This window comes from Thalassobaculum fulvum, from assembly GCF_014652915.1.
Lineage (GTDB): Bacteria > Pseudomonadota > Alphaproteobacteria > Thalassobaculales > Thalassobaculaceae > Thalassobaculum_A > Thalassobaculum_A fulvum.
In genome coordinates, this window is sequence record NZ_BMZS01000011.1 from 139349 (window position 1) to 158391 (window position 19043).

General features: G+C 72.1%; 18 protein-coding genes. 5 read left to right on the forward strand and 13 right to left on the reverse strand.

Features of this window, described 5'->3' with window-relative positions:
- Nucleotides 1–168: 168 nt before the first annotated feature.
- The 3 genes from IE246_RS22085 to IE246_RS22095 all read right to left on the reverse strand — a co-directional run bounded on the left by IE246_RS22085 (nucleotide 169) and on the right by IE246_RS22095 (nucleotide 3988).
- Complete coding sequence (locus IE246_RS22085; RefSeq protein WP_189993752.1) at nucleotides 169–1371, reverse strand: GGDEF domain-containing protein; 1203 nt, start codon at nucleotides 1369–1371, stop codon at nucleotides 169–171.
- The gene (locus IE246_RS22090) at nucleotides 1368–2837 is read right to left on the reverse strand and encodes a cobyric acid synthase (RefSeq protein WP_229837437.1); all 1470 of its coding nucleotides are present in this window, start codon (nucleotides 2835–2837) and stop codon (nucleotides 1368–1370) included. The genes IE246_RS22085 and IE246_RS22090 overlap by 4 nt, the downstream gene beginning before the upstream one ends.
- A gap of 86 nt (nucleotides 2838–2923) precedes the next feature.
- Nucleotides 2924–3988: a hypothetical protein gene (locus tag IE246_RS22095; RefSeq protein ID WP_189993754.1), complete on the reverse strand. Its 1065-nt coding sequence runs from the start codon at nucleotides 3986–3988 to the stop codon at nucleotides 2924–2926.
- Between the two features lie 99 nt (nucleotides 3989–4087).
- Here IE246_RS22095 and IE246_RS22100 point away from each other — a divergent pair, with 99 nt between their 5' ends.
- Entirely contained in the window at nucleotides 4088–5311 is a 1224-nt protein-coding gene (locus IE246_RS22100; protein ID WP_189993755.1) for a CaiB/BaiF CoA transferase family protein, read from the forward strand.
- A 2-nt stretch (nucleotides 5312–5313) separates the two neighbouring features.
- Here IE246_RS22100 and IE246_RS22105 read toward each other — a convergent pair whose 3' ends face one another.
- From IE246_RS22105 to IE246_RS22120, 4 genes are all read right to left on the reverse strand, one after another.
- Entirely contained in the window at nucleotides 5314–5760 is a 447-nt protein-coding gene (locus IE246_RS22105; RefSeq protein WP_189993757.1) for a MarR family winged helix-turn-helix transcriptional regulator, read from the reverse strand.
- Nucleotides 5761–5811: 51 nt separating this feature from the next.
- Nucleotides 5812–6960 carry an HlyD family secretion protein gene (locus IE246_RS22110; RefSeq protein ID WP_189993759.1) on the reverse strand — a complete coding sequence of 383 codons (1149 nt, stop codon included), beginning with the start codon at nucleotides 6958–6960 and terminating at the stop codon, nucleotides 5812–5814.
- The gene (locus IE246_RS22115) at nucleotides 6953–7438 is read right to left on the reverse strand and encodes a MarR family winged helix-turn-helix transcriptional regulator (RefSeq protein ID WP_189993761.1); all 486 of its coding nucleotides are present in this window, start codon (nucleotides 7436–7438) and stop codon (nucleotides 6953–6955) included. The genes IE246_RS22110 and IE246_RS22115 overlap by 8 nt, the downstream gene beginning before the upstream one ends.
- 77 nt (nucleotides 7439–7515) lie before the next feature.
- Nucleotides 7516–9006 carry a sensor histidine kinase gene (locus IE246_RS22120; RefSeq protein WP_189993763.1) on the reverse strand — a complete coding sequence of 497 codons (1491 nt, stop codon included), beginning with the start codon at nucleotides 9004–9006 and terminating at the stop codon, nucleotides 7516–7518.
- A gap of 236 nt (nucleotides 9007–9242) precedes the next feature.
- On the opposite strand from IE246_RS22120, the gene cysE reads away from it, so the two are divergent.
- Nucleotides 9243–10073, forward strand: coding sequence for a serine O-acetyltransferase (gene cysE, locus IE246_RS22125; RefSeq protein ID WP_189993765.1), 831 nt, complete (start codon nucleotides 9243–9245; stop codon nucleotides 10071–10073).
- Between the two features lie 135 nt (nucleotides 10074–10208).
- Nucleotides 10209–10835 (forward strand): HD-GYP domain-containing protein, encoded by a 627-nt coding sequence (locus IE246_RS22130; RefSeq protein ID WP_189993767.1) that lies wholly within the window; start codon nucleotides 10209–10211, stop codon nucleotides 10833–10835.
- A gap of 13 nt (nucleotides 10836–10848) precedes the next feature.
- On the opposite strand, the gene IE246_RS22135 is transcribed toward IE246_RS22130, so the two are convergent.
- The 6 genes from IE246_RS22135 to IE246_RS22160 form a co-directional block, all read right to left on the reverse strand.
- Nucleotides 10849–12447 carry an OpgD/OpgG family glucan biosynthesis protein gene (locus IE246_RS22135; RefSeq protein ID WP_189993768.1) on the reverse strand — a complete coding sequence of 533 codons (1599 nt, stop codon included), beginning with the start codon at nucleotides 12445–12447 and terminating at the stop codon, nucleotides 10849–10851.
- Nucleotides 12448–12568: 121 nt separating this feature from the next.
- Nucleotides 12569–13012, reverse strand: a complete 444-nt coding sequence (gene gloA / locus IE246_RS22140; protein ID WP_189994059.1) for a lactoylglutathione lyase — start codon at nucleotides 13010–13012, stop codon at nucleotides 12569–12571.
- A gap of 109 nt (nucleotides 13013–13121) precedes the next feature.
- Nucleotides 13122–14177, reverse strand: coding sequence for a serine hydrolase domain-containing protein (locus IE246_RS22145; RefSeq protein WP_189993769.1), 1056 nt, complete (start codon nucleotides 14175–14177; stop codon nucleotides 13122–13124).
- Nucleotides 14178–14447: 270 nt separating this feature from the next.
- Complete coding sequence (locus tag IE246_RS22150) at nucleotides 14448–15017, reverse strand: hypothetical protein (RefSeq protein ID WP_189993770.1); 570 nt, start codon at nucleotides 15015–15017, stop codon at nucleotides 14448–14450.
- A 125-nt stretch (nucleotides 15018–15142) separates the two neighbouring features.
- On the reverse strand, nucleotides 15143–16156 hold the full coding sequence (locus tag IE246_RS22155; RefSeq protein ID WP_189993771.1) for a methyltransferase: 1014 nt from the start codon (nucleotides 16154–16156) through the stop codon (nucleotides 15143–15145).
- Between the two features lie 188 nt (nucleotides 16157–16344).
- Nucleotides 16345–17382 carry a GlxA family transcriptional regulator gene (locus IE246_RS22160; protein WP_189993772.1) on the reverse strand — a complete coding sequence of 346 codons (1038 nt, stop codon included), beginning with the start codon at nucleotides 17380–17382 and terminating at the stop codon, nucleotides 16345–16347.
- 125 nt (nucleotides 17383–17507) lie between these two features.
- Between IE246_RS22160 and IE246_RS22165 the strand changes: the two genes are divergently transcribed.
- A complete protein-coding gene (locus IE246_RS22165; protein WP_189993773.1) occupies nucleotides 17508–18611 on the forward strand; it encodes a histone deacetylase-like amidohydrolase in 1104 nt (367 codons plus the stop codon).
- A gap of 15 nt (nucleotides 18612–18626) precedes the next feature.
- Complete coding sequence (locus tag IE246_RS22170; protein ID WP_189993774.1) at nucleotides 18627–18938, forward strand: hypothetical protein; 312 nt, start codon at nucleotides 18627–18629, stop codon at nucleotides 18936–18938.
- The last annotated feature ends 105 nt before the right edge of the window (nucleotides 18939–19043 follow it).

Below are 19043 nucleotides of genomic sequence, written 5' to 3' on the forward strand. Positions count from 1 at the left end.
CGTTGTGCGGCAAACCTCCCTGGGTGGCTCGGCGACGCGTTCGATCGCGTTCTGGACGGTGCGGACGCACCGCTCGGGCCGACGGACGCCGACCCATGAGGATCTCAAGGCTGGCACGATTCGCACGGCGCGTCCAAGGGTCTCGGCGCCGCCGGCCGGGCGCCGGCGTCACGCCGCCGGCACGGCGGGGACGATCCCGGTGGCGACCACCACGCGATTGCGGCCTCGCTGCTTGGCCTCGTAGAGCGCCGCGTCGACGCGCCGGAGCCAGGCGTCCGCGGTCTCGTCGGGGCCGGCCTGACCGACGCCGATGCTCACCGTGACCGGGCCGACGCCGTCGAAGACATGGGCCGCGACCCGCTGCCGGATCTTCTCGGCCATGGCGGCGGCGCGGTCGCCGTCGGTGCCCGGGACCAGCACCATGAACTCCTCGCCACCCCAGCGGCACAGCAGGTCGGAGCGCCGGATCTGCTGGCCGAGCAGGCGGGCGAGTTCGCGCAGCACGTCGTCGCCGACGTGGTGGCCGTGGCTGTCGTTGATCCGCTTGAAGTGGTCGGCGTCCAGGGTCAGCAGCGACAGCGGCGTGCCGTAGCGCCGCGCCCGCTCGACCTCGGCCTCGACGGTGTCCTCGAAATGCCGCCGGTTCCACAGCCCGGTCAGGCTGTCGGTCCGGGCCAGCATCTCGATGTCGTGGCGGGCGGCGCGCAACTCGCCCTCGAGCCGCTCGTTGGTCAGCAGCACCAGGCCGTAGGCCGCCAGGATGTCGCCGACGATCGCCAGGATCAGCGCCACCCGGACGTTGTCGCTGTCCAGCAGGGCGGTCATCGGCCCGGGTTGCAGGGCCCGCCAGGCGTGGTTCAGCTCGGTGGCGCTGAGCAGCAGCAGGATGCCGACCAGCAGCCAGAACGCCGGGCTGCGCCGTGCGCTGGCGAGTCGCAGCGGCTCGCCGGCACAGCGCAGCTGGATGATCGCCCGGGTGACGGCGTACACGGCGATCCGGGCATCGGGGTCCGGGGCGACGATGGTGAACTCGACCTGCAGCAGCAGCGCCACCCCGACCAGCGCATAGTTGATCAATGCGGGGGTGCGGGTCGGGTACAGGCCGTGAAACCGGGTCAGCCCGTCGAACAGCAGGGCCGGCGACAACAGCAGCAGGACCTGGTTCAGCATCAGCACCGCCGGTGCCGGATCCGGGCCGCGCAGAGCGAACAGGATCACGCCGAGCGTCACCGCCGCCTGCCAGCCGAGCCAGTGGGCGAACCCGGCGTAGACCCGCTGCGTGAAGTAGACGATCGTCAGGACGCCGGTGACCGAGACCAGGACCAGCGACGTGACGACGGCGAGGGTCCGGACGTCCAGGCTCTCGATCATCGCCGCCCCGCCATCGGGCGCGCCGCCGCCAGCAGGGCGTCCGTATCGAGGTGCCGTTCCAGATGGTCGGCGAGCCGGTCCAGCGCGGTCTCGACCGAGGCGTCGAAGGCCAGGCCGCCGGCACCGTCGGCGCCCAGGCTCCGCAGATAGGCGCGGCGGAAACCGTCGGCGGCGAACAGCCCGTGCAGGTAGCAGCCGGCGATCCGGCCGTCGGCCGAGGCCGCCCCCTCCGGCCGTCCGTCGTCCAGCATGAGCACCGGCCGGGCCCGGTCCGGACCGTCGGTGCGCCCGATATGGATCTCGTAGCCCTCGACCGGCTGGCCGGTGGCGAGGTGGCGGGCCCGGGTCCGGGTCAGGGTCTTCTCCGGCGTGAGCTCGGTGTCGACCGCGAGCAGGCCGAGACCGGGCGCTTCCCCCGGGGGACCCTCGATGCCGTCCGGGTCGCGCACCGTGCGGCCGAGCATCTGGTAGCCGCCGCACAGTCCGAGCACCCGGCCGCCGCGCCGGACATGGGCGGCGATGTCGACGTCCCAGCCCTGCTCGCGCAGGAACCGCAGGTCGCCGATCGTCGACTTGGAACCGGGCAGCAGCACCAGGTCGGCGTCGCCGGGCAGGGCCTGTCCCGGTGGCACGACCCGCAGGTCGACCGACGGTTCGGCCCGCAGCGGATCGAGGTCGTCGAAATTGGCGATCCGCGACAGCTTCGGAACCGCGACCACCAGGGTTGTGCCGGTCCGGTCCTGCACGGCCGGCCGTTCCAGCGCGACCGCGTCCTCGGCCGGCAGCCGGGCGGCGTCGGCGAACCACGGGACCACGCCGAAGCCGGGCCAGCCGGTCCGTTCGCCGATCGCCGTGAGGCCATCGTGGAACAGCGTCGGGTCGCCGCGGAACCGGTTGATCAGGTAGCCCGCAACCCGGTCGCGGTCGGCCGGGTCGAGCACCGCGTGGGTGCCGACCAGGGCGGCGATCACGCCACCGCGGTCGATGTCGCCGACCAGCACGACCGGCACGCCGGCGGCGGCGGCGAAGCCCATGTTGGCGATGTCGCCGGCCCGCAGGTTGATCTCGGCCGGGCTGCCGGCCCCCTCGACCAGCAGCAGGTCGGACCCGGCGGCCAGCCGCGCGGCGCTGTCCAGCACGGCGGCCAGCAGGGTCGGCTTCAGCGCCTGGTACTCGCGCGCCCGGGCGTGACCGACCCGCCGGCCGTGCACCACGACCTGGGCGCCGGTGTCGGTCTCCGGCTTCAGCAGCACCGGGTTGAGGTCGACCGTCGGGTCGATTCCGGCGGCCCGGGCCTGCAACGCCTGGGCGCGGCCGATCTCTCCGCCGTCGACGGTGACGGCGGCGTTGTTCGACATGTTCTGCGGCTTGAACGGCCGGACCCGCAGGCCGCGGCGGGCGAACAGGCGGCACAGGCCGGCGACGATCAGCGACTTGCCGACATCGGACCCGGTCCCCTGGAACATGAGCGCGCGCGCCGCCATGCACGGGGATTAGCGCAGTCCCGGGTCGGAGGGAACGGGTCGCGTGGAAGCGGCCGGAGACATTCTATCTATAGGAGACATGACCGTCTGGTAATTCGCCATTCCCAGGCCGGGGTGTCGCCGTCACGCCGGTCGGCGACCTCGACCCGCAGCTGGCGGTCGTGCGCCAGGGCGGCGCCGACCCACAGCTCGTTCCAGGCGTCGAACACCGCCGGGGAGAGCCCGCCCCGCTCCGCCATCAACCGCCATCCGGTCTGCCGCACCGTCCAGGCGTCGCCGCTGCCCGACACCTCGGCGGTGTCGCCCTGGGCCCGCGACAGCCGGGCGAGCCAGGCGGCGAATCCGGCGGCCCCGGGTTCCGTGCCGCCGAGCAGCCGGGCGGTCTCGTCGAGCACGTGCATGCCGATCTGGCGCGCCGCGATGCCGGCGACCCGCCCGCCCTCGGCCGACCCCAGCACCGCCACCGCCTCGGGCAGGATCGAGGTCACGTACTCCATGGCGTAGTTGCGCAGGACCCTGCGCAGCCGGGGCTCCGGCCAAGCGTCGGCCGGCAGCCGGGGGGCGGCCGCCGGGTCGAAGGGCGGGCATTCCTCGTCGGCTGAGAACCGCAGCCGCTCGTCCGGCGTCAGCGCGCGGTCGGCCTCCCAGTAGTAGCCCTCGAGGCCGGGCTGGCCGTCGACGGTCTGCCCGGTGCAAACGAAACCGAGCCGCGGATTGCCGAGCACCACGCCGTTGTTGGCGTGCCAGCCGCGCAGCATCGCGCGCGACACCTCGCTCGGGATGCCGCAGACCGCGGTCCCGGACCAGATCCAGCGCGGCGGCGGGTAGCGGACCCAGGCCTTGCGGTCGGTCGCGCGGACGTACTCGACCTTCACGCCGCCGACCCGGTTGGACAGGTAGTGGTACTGGGCGCAGGCGACGGCATGCGGCAGGCCGTCGAGCCCGAGCTTCTTCAGCCCCGGCAGGAAGCGGGCGAGCTGCTGGCGGCGGAAGGTCCGGAACACCACCTCGGCGGCCGGCCCGGTGCCGGCCCGGGTAACGAGCGCCAGGATCAGCCCGGTCAGGTAGGCGTGATAGACCGCCTCGACGGCGGCGTAGCCGGCGACGTCGTCGCGCGCCTCGGATCCGGTCATCTCGTCCTCTCCTTCGCGGGACACTCTAGCGGTGCGGACGGGCGAGGCGCACGGGACTATCCTGGTCCCGGATGATCCCTCGATCCGGAGACGACGACCATGACCGAGCCGCCAGCACCGCCGTCGCCGGCACTCCAGCCCACGCACGACGCGCCGTACCGGGGGCTGCGGGTGCTCGACCTCGGGCAGGGCGTGGCGTCGCCGTATTGCGGGCAGCTGCTTGCGGTCTACGGTGCCGAGGTCGTCAAGCTGGAGCCGCCGGAAGGCGACTGGTCGCGGCGGCTCGGCACCACCTATGGCGGCCACTCGGCGCTGTCGGCGGTGTTCAACCGCGGCAAGCGCAGCCTTTGCCTCGACCTGAAGCACGAGGCCGGGCGGCGGATCGCCCGCGACCTCGCGCTGCGGGCCGACGTGCTGATCGAGGGCTTCCGTCCCGGCGTCGCCGCCCGGCTCGGGCTCGGCTACGACAGCCTGTCGGTCGAGAACCCCGGGCTGATCATGGTCTCGGTCAGCGGCTTCGGGCAGACCGGGCCGTATGCCGCGCGGCCGTGCTCGGACTCGGTCGGCCAGGCGTTCTCCGGGCTGGTTTCGCTCAACGCCGGGGCCGACGGCATCCCGCACCGGGTCGGCGCCACCATCACCGACGTGTCGACCGGGCTGTACGCGTTCCAGGCGGTCGCCACCGCGCTGTTCGCCCGTGCCGCGGTCGGCCGCGGCCGCTGGATCGACGTCAGCCTGACCCAGTCGACCGCCGCGCTGCTGGGCCACAAGCTGGCCGAGCACGTGCTGGAGGGCGGCAGCCCGCGGGCCCTGAACGCGCCGGCCGGCGTGTACCCGACCGGCGACGGCTGGATCATGGTGACGCTGGTGACCGAGGCGCAGTACCGCAGCCTGTGCCGGGTCATCGGCCGGCAGGACCTGGCCGAGGACCCGCGCTTCGCCGATTTCGCGCGCCGCGCCGACGTCGCCGACCTGCTGGTCCCGCAGATCGCCGAGGCGCTGCGGGGGGACACGACGGCGGCGTGGCTCGAGCGGCTGCTGGCCGGCGACGTCATCGCCGAGCGGATCCTCGACCCCGGTGAATGGGCGCGCGAGCCGCACGTGGTCGAGACCGGCGCGGTGGTCGAGGTCGAGACCGCCGGCGTCGGCGCCGTGCGGGTCCCGCGCACTCCGGGCGCGTTGCACGCTTCCGAGACCGGCCTGGCCGCCGCTCCGGCGGTCGGGCAGGACAGTCGGGCGGTGCTGCGGGCGGCCGGGTTCGACGACGCCGGGATCGACGCCCTGGTCGCCGCCGGGACGGTGCGCGAGGCGACCGCCGCCTGAATTCAGGAAAGCGCCCGCAGGTCGGCGCGCAGGGTGTCCGGGTCGGAGCCGGTGACCAGCGCCTCGATCTCCGCCTGGGTGCGGTCCCAGATCGGCATGGCCTGCACCAGCAGGGCACGCCCGTCGTCGGTCAGGGACAGCCGGCGGCTGCGACGGTCGCTCTGGTCGACCGAGACCGTGACCAGGCGCCGCCGCTCGAGCGGCTTCAGGTTAGCGGTCAGGGTGGTGCGGTCCATGGCCAGCAGGTCGGCGACCTCGCCGATGCGCGGCGGCTCCGGCCGGTTCAGCGACATCATCAGCGAGAACTGGCCGTTGGTGAGGCCGACCGGCCGCAGCGCCTCGTCGTAGCGCCGCGCCAGGGCCCGCGCCGCCCGCTGCACATGCAGGCAGACGCAGGCGTCACGGACCTTCAGGGTGATGTCGAAAGGCAGCTCGCCGGGCTCGGGCATGATCATATAGTGTTGATATCAACTAAACTGTCAAGGCGGCGCGCGGGCCGGTCACTCCGCCTTGGCCTGCGAGCGGTCCTCGCGCCAGGCGGCGATCGCCTCGCGCGCGGCCGTCAGCAGCCGGCGCTCGCGGCCGGTGTCGATCGAGATCGACGCGGTCATTCCGGCCCGCAGCGGCGGCTGGTCGGCGGTCTGCTCGAGATCGATGCGGACCGGCACGCGCTGTACCACCTTGACCCAGTTGCCCGAGGCGTTCTGCGGCGGCAGCACCGCGAACTCGGCACCGGTGGCCGGCGCGATCGAGGTGATGCGGGCCTTCCAGGCGAGGCCCGGATAGGCGTCGACGGCGACCTCGACCGGCTGGCCCTCGCGGACGTGGGTCAGCTCGGTCTCCTTCAGGTTGGCGACCACCCAGGTCTCGTCGATCTCGATCAGGCCGAACGCCGGCTCGCCGGCCTCCAGCCACTCGCCCGGCTCCAGGTGGACCTGGGTGGCGATGCCATCGGCCGGCGCCCGCACGTTGGTGTAGCCGAGCTGCAGCTCGGCCATGTTGCGCTCGGCCAGCGCCTCCAGATAGTGCGGATGCAGTTCGGCCGCGCGCTCCGGGTCGCCGCCGAGCTCGGCCAGGACCTTGCGGATCTTCTCGCGCAGGCCGCGCAGCTTCTGGCGGGCGGCGGCCAGCTCGAACTCGGCCTCGTCCAGCTTGGCGGCCGTGCCGGCGCCGGATTTCGCCAGTGCCCGCTGGCGTTCGGCCTCGCGCTGGAAGTAGCGGACCGACTCGCTGCCCTCGGCGATCTCCGCCTCGATCTGCCGGTATTCGGCCCGCATACCGTCGATGGCGTTGCGGACCGACGCGATCTTGGCGTCGGCGATCTGCAGGTGCAGCCAGTGCGGGTCCGGGTCGAGCCGGAACAGCAGGTCGCCGGCCTTGACCCGCTTGTCGTTGCGCACGAACACCTCAACCACGCGACCGTCGATGTCGGTCGAGATCGCGATCACGTGGGCTTTGACGTAGGCGTTCTCGGTGGTCACGTAGCGGCCGGTGAAGGCGTACCACGTCGTGCCGGCCGCGATCATCAGCAGCGGCAGCAGCACCAGCAGGATCAGACGGCGGATGCGGCGGCCCCGTCCGCGCCGCGCTTTGGTCTCGATGGAGGCGGCCGGAACGGACTGCTGGGCCGCCTCGGCCCGGTCAGTCATCCGCCGCCTCGCGCTGGCTTTCGGATGCCGGGCCGCGCAATTCGTCGAAGGCGTGCAGGTTGGCCTTTATCTGCAGCAAGGTGTCGACGAAAGCCTCGTAGCGGTCACGCTCGATGCCCTTGCTGGCGTCGTTCCGGATGTCGGCGGCGATGGCGCGCAGCGAGCGCATCAGCCCCTGCACCCGGTCCGTCAGGTAGACGCGCTTGATGCGACGGTCCTGGCGGTCGGGACGACGCTCGATCCACTCCTTCTCTTCGAGCCGGTCGAGCAGCCGGCCGAGCGTCGCCTTCTCCAGGTCCATGAAGGCGGCGAGCTCGGACTGGGTCACGCCTTCCTTGGCGTACAGGGCGGTGAGGACCCACCACTGCGACCGGGTCAGCCCGATCTCGCGCCCGCGCCGGTCGAAGGCGACGCGCATGAGCCGCGCCACGTCGTGGATCAGGAAGCCGAAGTTGCGGTGGAGGTCGGACCGTTCCATGCGAGGATGCTAGTTGGCATGACAATAGTTGCCAAGAAGAAGGTTGCGGCGCCGCGTGGCACCGCCCGGCGCCTAGATCAATCGGCTTCGGCCGGGTCGTCGCGCAGGGCGTCCCCGAGGGACATCTGGCGCCCCGGGTCGGTCGGATCGCCGGCCAGCCTCGGGAAGGTGAGGGTCACGGTCGTGCCCTGGCCCGGCATGCTGGCGATGTGGAGGTTGCCGTCGTGCTCGCGGACCAGGGCCCGGCAGAGCGCGAGCCCGAGCCCGGCTCCCTCGGTCGGACGGGAGGTGCCGACGTCGACCCGTTCGAACGGGCGGAACACCCGCTCGAGGTCGATCTCGGACATGCCGACGCCGGTGTCGGCGATCCGAACGGTGACCTTCCCGCCGGCCACGGCGTCGGTCTCGATCCGCACCCGACCGCCCCGCTCGGTGAACTTGATCGCGTTGGTCAGCAGGTTGAGCAGGATCTGCCGGAACCTCACCCGGTCGCCGAGGATCACCGTGTCGTAGGCGTGGCGCGGCGACAGCTGCAGGTCGATGCCGGCGTCCGCGGCCCGGCCCTGGATCAGCCGGTGGCACGCCTCGACCTGTTCCGCGACGTCCAGCGGTTCGCGGCGCAGGGTCAGCTTGCCGGCCTCCACCCGCGAGAGATCGAGGACGTCGTCGATCAGGGCCAGCAGGTGGTCGCCGCTGGCCCGGATGTCGGCGGCGTAGTCGCGGTACTTGTCGTGCCCGATCGGACCGTACAACTGCCTGGCCATGACCTCCGAGAACCCGATGATGGCATTCAGCGGGGTCCGCAACTCGTGGCTCATGGCGGCCAGGAACATCGATTTGGAGCGATCGGCCGACAGCGCCGCGTCGCGCGCGCGCGACAGCTCCTCGGAGGTGGTCTTCAGGCGGGCGTTCTGCCGGCCCAGCATCGTCAGGGTCTCGGAGGTTTCCTGCAATGCCTGGTCGCGTTGTCGAAGCGCGGTCTGCAGGTGGTCGAGCGCATCGCGCAACGCCCGCAGGGCGACCCGGTCGATGACCAGGTACAGCCCGATCGTCAGCAGGGCCGAGAACGCCAGGACCAGCGCCGTCTCGATCAGGGTCGACCGGAGACTGACCGCAACCACGACCTCGGCGACCTGCGCGCCGTTGGCCGTGACCGGGGCCCGCACCCGCATGACCGGGCGCGCCACGGCGTCCGGCGGGGCGATCAGCGGGCCGCCTTCCGGTCCGACCAGGGTCCGTTCGATCTGCAAGCCGCGCGATGGGGCGATGCCGAGCACCTGCCCGAGGTCGGCCGCCTGCCGCCATTGCGAGCCGGCCGACAGCACGTGCTCGGCGACGCGCTCGGCGACCACCGCCGCGTCCAGCACCACGTGCTCGTGCAGGGCGCGGACGCTGACTGCCGCGAACAGCGAGGGAATCGACAGCAGCACCAGGGCGATCGTCGCGAAGCTGAGCCTGCGCAGGCTCAGCCGGACCATGGCGATGTCCATCGCCGGCGTGCGCTCGGGAGCGCTGAGGCCGTCCTCGGGCTCGGAAGGTCCGGCCGTCGGCGGTGCTTCGGTCGTCACGGCGAACCTCGCGTCGCGGGGCAGTCGGGGGATCTTGCGCGAGATCGATTAACCGCCCGTTAAGCTGGTTGCCCGAACCCTATCGTCCGGGATGGCCCGGGTGAACCCTTGGAACGGCACCCGTTCCGCGCCGGCGGTGACGGCGGATGCTTGAAACGGGTAGACTTCGGAACAAGCTGTGAGGCACGCGTTCGTGGCGGCCCGGTGCGAGGACCGCGCGGCGAGGAGGAAACTCGATGGCCGAAGCCGAAGCCCAATGGCCGCGCCAGGTCGCGGCCCAGCTGGATCCGATCTGGGACGGCCTGCGGATCGACGCCGAAGCGACGGCGCGCGACGAGCCGGCGCTGGCGAGCTTCCTGCACGCCACGGTGCTGGCGCACGACACCCTCGAGCACGCGCTGGCGTATCACCTGTCGCAGAAGCTCGGTTCGGAGTCGATCACCGGGCTGTCGCTGCGCCAGACCATCGATCAGGCGGTTCATGGCGAGGCCGACATCGGCCAGCAGGTCCGGGCCGACCTGTCGGCGGTGTTCGACCGCGACCCGGCCTGCACCAGCTATCTGGAACCGTTCCTCTACTTCAAGGGCTTCCAGGCGCTGCAGGCGCACCGGGTGGCGCATTGGCTGTGGGCCAACAACCGCCGGGCGATGGCGCTGTACCTGCAGTCCCGCACCTCCGAGGTGTACGGGGTCGACATCCACCCGGCGGCCAAGATCGGCCGCGGCATCATGATCGACCACGCGACCAGCGTGGTGGTGGGCGAGACCGCGGTGATCGAGGACGAGGTGTCGCTGCTGCACGGCGTCACCCTCGGCGGTACCGGCAAGGAGACCGGGGACCGTCATCCCAAGGTGCGGCGCGGTGCGCTGATCGGCGCCAACTCGACGATCCTCGGCAACATCGAGATCGGCCGGTGCTCGCGGGTCGGCGCCGGCAGCGTGGTTCTGCGCGACGTTCCGGCCAACACCACCGTCGCCGGGGTTCCGGCCAAGGTCGTCGGCACGGCCGGCTGCGATCACCCGGCGCTCTCGATGGACCAGCGGTTCTGGGAGGACCCGAGGGTCTGAAATACGCCCTGCCGGGCCGGCTCACCGCCCGGTCCGTACGTTCCGCGGTTCCCGCAACCCGGCTTTGCCTTTGCCTGGCGTCGGCCCGATACTGGGAGGTCGCCGGTTCGTGACGGCGGATGGAGGAATTGCGCCATGTCCGAAGAGCTCCGCACGTCGGAAACCTCCGAAAGCCTGACCGACGCCCTGCTGCAGACCATGCATCAGGCGAGCGGCGAGGTGCTGCACCAGCATGCGGCGAAGGTCGGGCTGATCACGCATCTGCTGGCGATCGCCATGGGCCACGACGAGTCGGAAGCCGCGGCCTTCGCCTATGCCGGCACCATGCACGACGTCGGCCGCAGCGCCATGTCGGATGCCCTGTTCGGCAAGAACGGCGTGCTGAACGCGGAGGAGGTCACCGAGGTTCGTCGGCACACCGGGCACGGCGCCATGCTGCTCGAGGACGCCGGTTACGATCCCGACGGCCTCGTCATCCAGTGTGCCCTGCACCATCACGAACGGTTCGACGGGACCGGCTATCCGGCCGGCCTGAAGGGCGAGAAGATTCCGCTCGTGGCGCGGCTGGTGGCGGTCGCCGACGTGTACGACGCGTTGCGGGCGGCCCGGCCGTACAAGCCGGCCATGGACCACGAGACCGCCTGCCGGATCATCCTCGAGGGCGACGAGCGCTGCCAGCCGAGCCACTTCGACCCGGCGGTGCTCCAGGCTTTCCGCGACAACGCCGAGGCGATCCGCCGGCTGTGGGATCCGGTGAGTTGATCCCTTCGTCGACCTACGCCAGCGGCGCCGGGTGGTACTGGTACAGCCAGGTCTCGGTCAGCACGGTGTCGCCGTCGCGCAGGTAGCAGCGCAGGTCGACCGGCTCGCTTCCCTCGACCGTCAGGTCGAACTGCGCCCGCCAGTGGCCCGGCACGTCGTCCGGCACCGCCTCGGTGAACACGTAGGAGAAGCTCCCGCGCGAGGCCGACAGGTCGGCCTCGGGCAGCCGGCCGTGCGGCAACTGCGCCAGCGGCCCACCGAGGAACTCCACCATGAACTTGCGCACGCCCTGCGGCCGCGGCTGGCCGGGCTGGCCGCCGTTGCCGAGCCGGGTGGCGACGCAGCGGCCCAACTCGCCCGGATACGGCTCGTCGGCCAGCCAGTGCAGCCGGTAGGCCAGCTCGATGTGGCTGCCGGCGCCGTGCGGCGTCTGTGGCACCCACATGGCGCAGATGTTGTCGTGGATCTCGTCGTCGGTCGGAATCTCGACCAGCTGCACGGCGCCCGGCCCCCAGTCGCCGCGCGGCTCGACCCAGGCGGTCGGCCGCTTCTCGTACTTCACGCCGTCCAGGTAGTGGTCGAAGTTGCGGTCGCGCTGGGACAGGCCGAAGCCGCGCGGGTTGTCGTCCAGGAAGCTGGAGATCGAAATCCGCGGCGGGTTGTTCAGCGGCCGCCAGATGCGCTCGCCGGCACCGGTCCACATCGCCAGGCCGTCGGAGTCGTGCACCTCGGGCCGCCAGTCGACCATGGTCGGCTTGGCGGTCTCGGAGAACCAGTACATCGAGGTGAGCGGGGCCAGCCCCAGGCGCTCGACGGTGCGGCGCGGGTGGATCGCGGCCTCGATGTCCATCACCACGCCCGAAGTCCGGCGCAGCAGGAACCGGTAGGCGCCGGCGACCGAGGGTCCGTCCAGCAGGGCGTAGACGGTGACCGGCTGGTCGGCGTCGCCGGCCGGCTCGAACCAGTAGGCGACGAAATCCGGGAACTCCTCGGGACCGGGGCCGCCCGGCGCCAGCGCGATGCCGCGCGCCGACAGCCCGACCTGGCCGAGCTCGCCGACCCCGCGGAAGTACGAGGCGCCGAGGAAGGTCGCCCACGGCTCGACCTTGTCGAGCGGGCCCTTGCTGGCCGGGTCGTGCACCCAGAAGCCGGCGAACGCCGACGGCTGGTGCGGCAGGCCGGCGGCGACGTGCTCTGGGCCGATCGTGAAGTAGCCGGGGTCGTACACGACCTCGCGCGCGGACCCGTCTTCGACGGCGTGCATGCGCACGGTCTTGGGGAAGTACATCCCGACATGCTGGAAGGTGACCGGATAGGCGCCGTCCCGGTACAGCGCGAACTCCTTGCGGAACCGCAGCTTGCCGTGGGCGTCGTAGTCGATCCTGGAGACGGTCGCCGGGTCGGGCCGCGGCGGCGGCTCGTACGGCCTGGCCGCGATCGCCCGGGCGTGCTGCTTCAGCCAGTCGTAGGAGAACGCCTCGGGCGGGCCGAACTCGAGGCCGGTCGCGGCCCCGATCGCGGCGGCATCGGCGGCTCCGCCCGTGCCGATCAGTCGGGCGGTGCCGGCGGCGAGCAGGAGCTGCAGGAGGGAACGGCGGTCGAAAGCGGCCATGGTCGGTCCGAAAGCTTGGGAGTGCCGTCGCAATGCGGCCGGCGGTCCCCCGGTAACGCACCGTGCCGAGAGCGGTTGCGCCCTTCGCGGCCCGCACGGGAGCCGCGAAGGGCGGGGCCGGTCACCAGCTGCCGGTGTTCGCCATCGACGCCCAGGGCTCGGCCGGGTCCTTGGCGCCGCCGTTCTGCAGCAGCTCGATCGAGATGCCGTCCGGCGACTTCACGAACGCCATGTAGCCGTCCCGCGGCGGCCGGTTGATGGTCACGCCGCCGTCCTGCAGCTTCTGGCAGGTGGCGTAGATGTCGTCGACCCGGAACGCCAGGTGACCCCAGGCCCGGCCGGTCTTGTAGTCCTCCGGGTCCCAGTTGTAGGTCAGCTCGAGCAGCGGCGCCTTCTTGTCGGAGGCGGCGTCGGCCTCGTCCGCCGGGGCGGCCAGGAAGATGTTGGTGAAGCGGCCCTTCTCGCTGTCGTAGCGCCGCACCTCCTTCATGCCGAGCAGGTCGCAGTAGAAATGCAGGCTGGCGTCGACGTCGCTGATCCGGACCATGGTGTGCAGGTACTGCATGGGCATCGGGGCGTCCTCCGTTGGGCGGGGTGGGCAAGGTGAGGGCCGATACATAGCGCGGGCGCGGCGGAGCCGATAGAGGGGGATCGGAACGCGGCGGTGTCCGCTCTCAGCGACGGGTCAGTGCCGGCAGTACCGCCTCGGTGATGATCGCGACCGGCAGCTTCCAGGCGTCGGGCTGGTTGTAGTTGCCGGCCATCACCACCACCACCAGCCCGAGCCGCGGCGCGAGAAACAGCCGCTGGCCGCCGTTGCCGAAGCCGGCGACCCAGCCCGGTCGGCCGTCCGGCGCCGGCGGGCCGAGCCACCACTGGTAACCGTAGTCCAGCTCGCCGGCGCTCGCGTGCGCCCGGAACGACGCCGCCAGCCAGTCGGCCGGCACGATCCGCTCGCCCTGCCAGACCCCGCCGTCGAGCGCCAGGCGCCCGATCCGGGCGAGGTCGCGCGGCCGCAGGCGTAGGCCGGAGGCGGCGATGCAGTCGCCGTCCCGGCCGCGGATCCACTCCGACGCCCGGATGCCGAGCGGGCCGAACAGCCGGCTCTCGGCGTACTCGTGCAGGGATTGCCCGCTTCCCTTGACGATCAATCGGCCGATCAGGGCGGTGGCGCCGCCGTTGTACGTCCATTTCCGGCCGGGCTCGTCGACCGACGGGCGGTCGAGGGCGTAGCGGTAGCGGTCGTCGGCGAGCTCCATGGCGTGCTCGCTGTTGCGCGGGTCGGCATAGGACAATCCTTCGTCCCATGCGGTTCCCAGCGTCATGGTCAGGGCATGCCCGACCGTCATCCGGCGGCGAACCGGATCGTCCGCCAGGTCGGGATACTCCGGGAACTGCGCGAGCAGTGGCGCGTCGGGCGGCGCCACGATGCCCTCGGCGAGCGCGATGCCGTACAGCAGGCCGACCACGCTCTTGCTGACCGACCGCAGGTCGTGCAGGTCGTCCGGGCCGAACCTGCGTGTTCCGAGCGGACGTCCCCAGGCCTCGTCGGGCCCTTCGTAGTAGCGCTCGGCGACCAGGGCGCCGTCGCGCACGACCAGGGCCGAATGCAGGTTGCCGAACCGCGGATCGGCGGCCAGGGCGTCGATCCGCGCCTCCAGATCCGGGGCGAAGCCGGCCTCGGCCGGTGTGGCGACCGGCCATTCGCCGGCTTGGCGTGCCGCGGTCATGGCCGCCTCCCCCCGGTCCGGACGGAGGCCGGCGCTCGCGGCGATACCGCCGGCGGCCAGCAGAAGCAGCGCGCGTCGATCGAAGTGAGCCATCGTCCATCCTGACGGTCAGGGGAGACCGGTCGCGGGCCCCGCCGGACATCCTGATTGGCCGGCCGGCGGGGCCGGCCAGGGGGTGGTGCAGAGGATCGTTTCATGACCGCGATCGTCGCATAGAGCGGGCGGGCCGGACCAGGGTCGCGCCGCCTGTCCCGGCCCGCGTTCGGCCGGTCAGTCGCCGGCCGGCGCCGCCATCATCGCCAGGGCCTCGCCGCCACCGCCGCCATCGGCCTTGTCGTGCCAGCGGGCGCTCAGATACCGCCGGCACCCGAACAGCACGGTCAGCGGCACGCCGATCGACACCAGCGTGCTGTCGGCGTGGGCCAGCGACCACGGCACTGCCGCCGCCGTCAACGCCAGCAGCAGCAGCGAATAGCGACGGCGGGTGGCCGGCGGCAGGCCGTCGATGCCGATGAAGCCGCGCGGCCCGAACAGGGTGAGGGCGATGCCGACCGCCAGGATCGCGACCAGCACGCCGGTCTGCGCGGTGTCGACCAGCAGTCCGGCCAGGTCCGCCTGGCCGAGCCGGAACAGCCCGACGATCAGCGGCGTGACGACGAGCAGATGCAGGTTCATGCCGAGCAGGATCGGGTTGTACGGCACCCGCTGCAGCCGGAGCACCAGCAGCACGGCGGCCGCGAGGCCGCAGCCGATCCAGCCGGCGGTCTCGAGCCGAACCACCTCGCCGTGCCACAGCGCCAGGAAGGCGACCGACGGCAGACTCTCGAGGAGGTCCGTCATCCACTGCTGTTGTCGCGAGGCAGCCATCGTGATCCCTCCGGGCCGGCACCGGCCACCCGGCCCGATACGCCACATGGTAGCAGACCGGGTCCGGGTGCTCCAGACGGAAGGCCGGCCGGCGGAAATCAGCCCGGCTTGACGCCCTCGGCCAGCATGGTCATGCCCGGGATCATCGGCTCGACCGACACGTCCTCGAAGCCGGTGGCGGACAGCTGCTCGGCCAGCCAGGCGTCGTCGAGCGACCGGGCCTCGGGCGTGAACGCGGTATGCTGGAGCTGCCAGAGCGCGGCCAGCTTCGGCCCGGTGCGGTCGGACGACACGATGAAGTCGTGGATCAGCAGCCGGCCGCCCGGGACCAGGTGGTCGTAGGCCCGGGTCAGCAGGCCCTCGTGCTCGTCGCCCGGCACGCCGGAGAACAGATAGGACATCAGGATCGCGTCCTGCTCCTTCGGCCACTCGGTCCGCAGGGCATCGCCCGGGACGTAGGTGATCCGGTCCTTGAGACCGGCCTTGGCCACGTAGGCCTCGCCCAGGGTCGCGACGTTCGGGAAGTCGACGACGGTGGCGTGCAGGTCCGGGAAGGCCTGGCACAGGGTAATGGCGAAGGCGCCGGTGCCGCCGCCGACGTCGAGCAGGCGCTTGCCGCCCGACAGGTCGACCCGGCGCGCCAGGCCGCGGGCCGGCCCGAGCGAGCCGGCGTGCTGGCTGCGCGAGTACAGCCGGGCCTCTTCCGGGTCGGAGAACCAGTCGGCGTAGGAGCCGGTGGCGTCGTCCGGCAGCCGGTTGGCGATCGCGTCCTCGATCTGGTCGAGCAGGCTGTACATCTGGCGGTCGACCTGCAGGCGCAGGTAGTCGCCGAAATCGTACTTGGCGCCCTTCACGAGGAAGGCCTCGGCGGCCGGCGAGTTGGCGAACCTGCCGTCCTCGACGGCGACCACCCCGAGTGCCGCCAGCGCGGTCAGCAGGGTGCGCGCGCGCTCCGGGTGAAGGCCGGTGGCCTCGGCGGCCTCCTCGGCGGTCATCGGCCCGTCGGCCAGGCTCGTGAACAGCCCATGATGCAGTGCCGCGAAGAGCGCCTTGGAGCCCATGAATCCGAACGCGACGTCGGAAATCTCTTCGGCCTTCGTCAGCAACGTCATTCGTCTACCCTCTTTGTCTCATGTACGACATAACTTATCGGATTTCGACGTGATTTGCCAAATCGGAGGGATTCCGGCCGGCGGGACCCGGACTTGCTGCGGATCGCGCCGCCGATGGCGGGGCGCCGGGGCGGGTCGGAATGTTGCGGTGCACCAGGCTCCGCAGCGCCGGTATCGGCGCCGGCCGGCTATCGCGGTCCGGTCGATCCGTGGTCGTAGACGGGCACCCGGAAACCCCGCCGGTAGGCGCCGGGCGATATGCCGGCGAGGCGCTTGAACAGCCGGCGGAAGAACGCCGGCTCCTCGTAGCCGACCTGCCAGGCGACCTCGTCGACCGGATCGTCCGTCCGTTCCAGCCGCCGCTTCGCCTCCTCGATCCGCAGGCGCTGCACGTAGGCGATCGGCGTCAGCCCGGTGGCACGGGCGAACCGCCGCTTGAAGCTGCGGGCGGGGAGGCCGGAGCGCCGGACCATCTCCTCGACCGGCGCCGCCACCGCGTGGTGCGCGGCAAGCCACGCCTGAACCTCGGCGACCGCGGCGTCGCCGTGGCCGGTCGGCGGCCGGAACACCATGTAGGGCGCCAGGCCTTCGCGGTGCCATTGCATGGCGAAGAACCGGGCCACGGCCTGCGCCGCGGTGGGACCGGCATGGCGATCGATCAGGTACAGCACGAGGTCGTGCCAGGACGTCGACGCGCCCGACGAAACCAGCTCGGAGCGTTCGCCGGCCACCACCAGGACCTGTTCCGGAGCCGCGCGGACTGCCGGAAAGGCCAGCCGCAGGTGGTCGGCGTATCCCCAATGGACGGTAGCGTCCCGCTTGTCGAACAGCCCGGTCTCGGCCAGCACGAAAATGCCGGAGCAGGCCGAGCACAGGATGGCGCCGCGCGCATGCATCCGGGCCGTCCAGGCGACCAGCCCGGGGTAGCGGCCGCGGCGCCAGCCGCCGGGGCCGACCACCAGCGACGGCACGATCACGATGTCGGCGTCGTCGATCTCCGCGACGGCGCGGTGCGGCTGCACCGGCAGGCCGCTGGCCGAGGCGACCGGCGCGGCGGTCTCGGCGACGATCTCGACCACGAAGGGCGGGTGCTCCGGCAGGTCGTCGTCGGTCCCGGAGAGCATCGCGAAGCAGCCGAGTGCGTCGTAGATCCCGCTGAGGGTCGAGATCACCGCATCGGGGATCGCCACCAGGCAGACGCGGAGCGGACGGGTCGGCGTGCTCATGACGCTGCTATGGCACAAACGGACCGGTAGTGACAGTTCCGGGTCTCACGCTCCGGCCCGGCCCGCAGCATTGTGCGGCCGATCGCGGCACGACGCCCGTGCCGCGCCGACCCAGGAGGACTGTGATGGCCACCGGATTCGTCTGGCACGAGACCTTCGCCTGGCACGATGCCGGGCGTGCTTCGCAGAACCCGCTCGCCGAGCCGTATCCGGCGCACGACCGGCCGGAGACCAAGCGGCGGCTTTACGGCCTGCTCGCCGCCTCCGGCATGCTGGACCGGCTGCGGCCGATCCGGCCGCGCCCGGCGACCGAGGCCGAACTGCGGCGGTTCCACACCGTCGACTACATCGCGCGGATCAGGGAGTTGAGCGCCGGCGACGGCGGCGATGCGGGGGAAAGCGCCCGCTTCGGCCCGGGCGGCTTCGAGGTCGCCAGCCTCGCCGCCGGCGGCTGCATCGCGGCGGTCGACGCGGTGCTCGACGGCTGGGTCGACAACGCCTACGCCCTGGTCCGACCCTGCGGTCACCATGCCGAGGCCGGTCGCGGGCGCGGCTTCTGCGTGTTCGGCAACGTCGCGGTCGCCGTGCACCACGCCCAGGCCGACCGAGGCGTCCGGCGGATCGCGGTCATCGACTGGGACGTCCACCACGGTAACGGCACCCAGGACGCGTTCTACGCCGACTCGACGGTACTGACGGTGTCGCTGCACCAGGACCGCTGCTATCCGGTGGACAGCGGCGGCCTCGACGAGGTCGGGATCGGGAACGGGCGCGGCTACAACCTCAACCTGCCGCTGCCGCCCGGCTCCGGTCACGGCGCCTATGTGGCGGCGATGGAGCGCAACGTGCTGCCGGCGGTCCGCGCGTTCCGGCCGGAGCTGATCGTGGTGGCCTGCGGCTTCGACGCGGCGGCCAGCGATCCGCTCGGCCGCATGCTGTGCCACAGCGGCACGTTTCGAGAGATGACCCGGCTGGTGAAGCGGGCCGCCGCCGAGCTCTGCGGCGGCCGGCTGGTGCTGTGCCACGAGGGCGGCTACTCGGCGACCTACGTCCCGTATTGCGGCATGGCCGTGCTCGAGGAACTGTCGGGCCAGCGTAGCGGGGTCGAGGACCCGATGCTCGGCTGGTACAGCGCGCTCGGCGGCCAGGCGCTGCAGCCGCACCAGGAGGGGTTCCTGCAGGAGGCCGCGGCGGCTCGCCGGGGCCTGCCGCTGGACGCGGCGGCCTGAACCGGGAGGCGGGCCATGATGATCGCGCGCTGGCAGGTGCAGGCCCGGTTCGGGCACAAGCAGGCAGCCATCGACCTGATGCGCCGGTGGTGGCGCGAGATCGCGCCGCAGATCGGCTGGCGGCCGGAGCAGGTGCGGATCCTGACCGGGGCGGTCGGCGAGCGCGAGTCGGCGATCGACGTCGAGGTCGAGGTCGCCGATCTCGCCGCCCTCGGCGCCGCCTGGGCCCGGCTGGCCGCCGCCGAGGGTCAGGACGCCTGGGCGGCGGAGCTGGAGCCGCACATCGTCTCGGGTACCCCGCGCTGGACGGTGCACCGGGTGCTGTAGCGACCGGCGGCGGGCACCGGATCGTGAGTGTCGCGCGGCCGTCGTCCGTGCGAAACTGTCGGCTGTCCCCCGGCTAAGCCGTCATGGTGGTGCTGCGATGCCGAC